Here is a 3,581-nt window from a genome sequence, read left to right as displayed (position 1 = left end):
CCCCCCCCCCCGCCGATTCGCGCTCCGCTGTGACGGGCCGCCTGGTCCACTGCGGCCTCGGCAGCCTGGTGCGTGAACCTGGCACCGGGTCAGCGCCTGCGGCCCATCGGCCCAGCCAGTTCGCGCGCGCGTCCCAGGTGCAATCGGCCTGGACCTCGGCGGGGCGCGAACTCAGCGAACATGTGGCGCGGATGCATCGCGGCCGGGAGCCCTGGTCGCTCAGTGTCGATGAGATCCAGGAACGCATCGCGGCCGTCTGCGAGGCGCCCGAGCCTCCGCGATCCAAGATCCGGCTCAGCGGCCCGCACCTGGGGGCGCTCGGTCCGGCGGAGGCGGAGCGCTGGATGACGACCCTGCGCGGCGTCGCCGAGCGCGGGGCGTGGCCCTCGGGCGAGGAGCCGGCCGACCCGTGGTGGGGTGCCGCGATCCGCACCGACGAGGACGCCGAGCGCGCTCGGCTCGCGGCGAAGGCCCTGGGCGCGAGCGGTCTGGCCCAATTCGACGCGGTGTTCACCGAGGTATTCGCCGGGGTCAGCGTGCCGCCGCTGCGCACCCTCGGCCAGCACGGTGCCTTCATCGCCGAGATGGCCCGGATCGGGCAGGTCCTTGAGGTCTTCCGTCTCGGGGTCTTCGACGCGCCCTTGGAGGAGTGGACCGCCCACACCTCCGGTGGCACCTTCGAGCGGTGGCGGCACGGACGCGCGGTCAAGGCGCTCTTGCGTCCGGGCGCGCCGCACCACGACGTCGACCCCCTGCTGCACTCGGCACTGCAAGCGCGCCCGGTCTGGCAGCAGGTCCGCGGTTCGCAGATCATGCCGGGACAGGTAGCGGGGCTCGGGCGGGCCCGCGAGGCACACGACAAGCTCGCCGCGCACGCGAGCTACCTCGGCGAGCGGTTGCGTGGCCATCCCGACCTGCTCGCGGAGCGGTTGCCGCAGCTGGCTGCCCGGGCCGCGGACCTCTCCGCCCAACGCAGCCGGCTCGAGGTCCTGCCGGCCGTCACGGACGATCTGGACGCGGCCCGGACTGCGGGGTTGGGCGAGCTGATCGAAGACCTCGCCGCGCGCCGGCTGTCCCCGGAGCACGTGGCCGCAGAGACCGAATTCGTTTGGCTCGCATCGGTGCTCGCGCAGACGACCGCATCGGACAGTGGGTATGCCCGGGTCACCGGGGACGCTGTCCGCGCAGCCGTCACCCGCTTCCGCGAGAACGATCGCGCGCTGCAACGAGCCGCGGCAGCGGGCATCATCGCCGAACGCGGCGAGGGCAAGCCCCTCATCTGCGTATGCAGCCCGCACACCGTCGGTCTGTACCTGTCCCGCAAGGCGCACTTCGACGTCGTGATCATCGACGATGCGCAGGCGCTCGCCACCGCCGACGGGATCAGCGCGCTCGCCCGCGCCGACCAGGCCGTCGTCGTCGGCGACTCGCACCTGCCCGGGCCGACCTTCTTCACGGCGGCCGGTGCACCGCTTTGCGTGGCACTACCGCAGCCGGGACCAGCGCCTGACCGAGTCGCCGGTCGCCGCGGCATACCCCGAACTGCGGACCTTTCCCTCGCCCTCCGACACCGGGGTGGTCCGGGTCGAGGCCGCTCCGGTCACCGAGCACGACCACGGCCTCGTCGCGCAGGCGGTGCGCGCCGTCGTGACGCACGCGCGTCTGCAGGCGAAGGAGTCGCTGGCCGTCCTGACCGTCGATCCCGAACTCGCGCAACGCATTCGGGACGGGATCCGCGCAACGACCGACCCGAGTGTCGCCGACTTCCTCGGCGGGCAAGGCGGAGAAGCCCTGGTCGTCCTCGACGCCGCCCACGCCACCGGTGCGACTGCTCACCGCGGCACTGACGCGGGCCCGGGCTCGCCAGACCGTGCTGCATACCCTCGACGCGGCGAAGCTGGCGGACGCGGCCGGCGACGGTCCGGCTCGCCTCGGCGCGCGGATCCTTGCCGATCTCTTGGCGAACGACCGGCCGAAGGTGACCACGACCTCGGAGTCCACACTGACCCGCGACCTTGCCCGCCGACTGAAGAGCCGTGGTCTGCGCGTGCGCGAGGGCGTCGCCCCCGGGATGGTCGACCTCGCCGTGCGCGACCCCTTCACCCGTGGCCCGGTCGCGCTGGCCATCCAAATCGACGGACCCGCGTATGCCGCTCTCGGGGGCAACCGGATGCGCGATCGCCTTGTGCAAGAACAGCTTCGGCGCCTCGGCTGGCGCCCGCTACGCATCCTGACCGTCGACCTGTTCCGAGACCCGGCGCGCGAGGAGGCCCGCATCGTGGCGGCGATGGAGCGGATGGCGGCCGGTGACATGCGCACCGGACCGATCACCGGCAAAGGGGCCCGGCGCGCCAGCCGCCCGGCGACGGGAAGGGCCGCTGACGGTGCCGCAGACCAACCCGCCGCAACCGGACGCCCCGAGCAGACGCGCGACGACACCGACGCCGGCTGGGGCGAACGCCCCGCCTCCGGAGGCGACCCGGCGCACGACCGTTGGTTGCAGGAGAACCGCCCCCCGCACTGGGACTGACGCTGCACCGGATGTGGCGGGTGGCACGAATTGCCATCTCGATGGGGCGGAATCGACATCTCGACGGGGGTGGGTCGGGGCACGGCGAAGGGCGGGTGGAAGGGAGGCTTCCACCCGCCCTTCGGCGGTTATCGGTGCCTAGCGCGGTAGGCGGGGTGAGTCAGCGGCGGGTCAGCGCGTCGCGGATCTCGGTGAGCAGGGAGATCTCGTCGGAGACCTGCTCGTCCTCGGCGAGGAAGCGGTCGCGGGCGGCCTCGTAGGGCTTGACGACGAAGAAGTAGAGCATGAACCCGATGATCAGGAAGGCGACGAGGGCGGTGAGGAACGGCCCCACCGAGGTCCAACCGCCCGGCTTCCAGTCGTCGAAGTTCGGGGCCCCGCCGGCCTTGGCCAGGCCTTCGATGATGATCTCGGTGAACGCCGTCACGACCGCGGCGAACGCCGTGCCCATGACGAACGCGACGGCAAGCTCGATGAGGTTGCCGCGCAGGATAAAGTCCTTGAAACCCTTCATGGGATTCTCTGTGTCCTTTACTTAGGGAGTCTGGGCGCCGTCACACACATTGGGAGGCACCGGGCCCGGAAACGGGCCACCGAAGAGGATAGTGGAAACCCGGAGTAATGTCCCGTCGGCCCGGCCCCCACGGGCGCGCGACGCGGCCGCCCTAAGGGATTCTGCGCGCTTGGTCCGAGGCCCGGCTCGCCAGGACGACGAGCATCGGCGATCCGGCGCTGGAGGCGCGCTGGCCTGCGGAGACGTGCTCGACATCGGCGCTGTCGATGGCGAGGAAGACACTCGCCTCGCCACCGGGGGACGCGCCGGTCGCGGGATCGGTTCCGGACCCCTCGCCCGGGCGTGTCACCTCGACGACCTCGGCGTCACGGGCCATCGGTTTGCGGGCGCCCGCGGCATACAGATCGACCGTGTCTCCGGGCCGCAGCCGCACCGCGAGCGCGGCGGGCACCGGCAGGACCACCCCGACCCGGTCTTCGGGCAGCGCGGTAGCGCCCAGCGCCGAGGTGCGTGGGGTGGCCGGGGCGGTGGGCACCG

At 72.4% G+C, this 3,581-nt stretch carries 3 protein-coding genes and 1 pseudogene; 2 read left to right on the top strand and 2 right to left on the bottom strand.

The window, feature by feature from the left end:
* Together BN11_RS17785 and BN11_RS17780 are read left to right on the top strand one after the other, a co-directional pair.
* Positions 1-1,847 (top strand): annotated as a pseudogene (locus tag BN11_RS17785) (hypothetical protein); the annotation flags it as partial.
* Positions 1,823-2,530 (top strand): hypothetical protein, encoded by a 708-nt coding sequence (locus BN11_RS17780; protein WP_048699634.1) that lies wholly within the window; start codon positions 1,823-1,825, stop codon positions 2,528-2,530. The pseudogene BN11_RS17785 and the gene BN11_RS17780, both read left to right, overlap by 25 nt.
* A 160-nt stretch (positions 2,531-2,690) precedes the next feature.
* Here BN11_RS17780 and BN11_RS17775 read toward each other — a convergent pair whose 3' ends face one another.
* Both BN11_RS17775 and BN11_RS17770 read right to left on the bottom strand, forming a co-directional pair.
* Complete coding sequence (locus tag BN11_RS17775) at positions 2,691-3,044, bottom strand: MscL family protein (RefSeq protein WP_048699633.1); 354 nt, start codon at positions 3,042-3,044, stop codon at positions 2,691-2,693.
* A 151-nt stretch (positions 3,045-3,195) separates the two neighbouring features.
* Positions 3,196-3,581 (bottom strand): hypothetical protein (locus BN11_RS17770; protein ID WP_048699632.1); only part of this gene is annotated, 386 nt, incomplete at its 5' end.

The organism is Nostocoides australiense Ben110 (genome assembly GCF_001050535.1).
In the GTDB taxonomy this organism is placed as follows: Bacteria; Actinomycetota; Actinomycetes; order Actinomycetales; family Dermatophilaceae; genus Nostocoides_A; species Nostocoides_A australiense.
The sequence above is the reverse complement of the archived record's forward strand: the minus strand, read 5'-3'. Positions and strand labels throughout refer to the sequence as shown.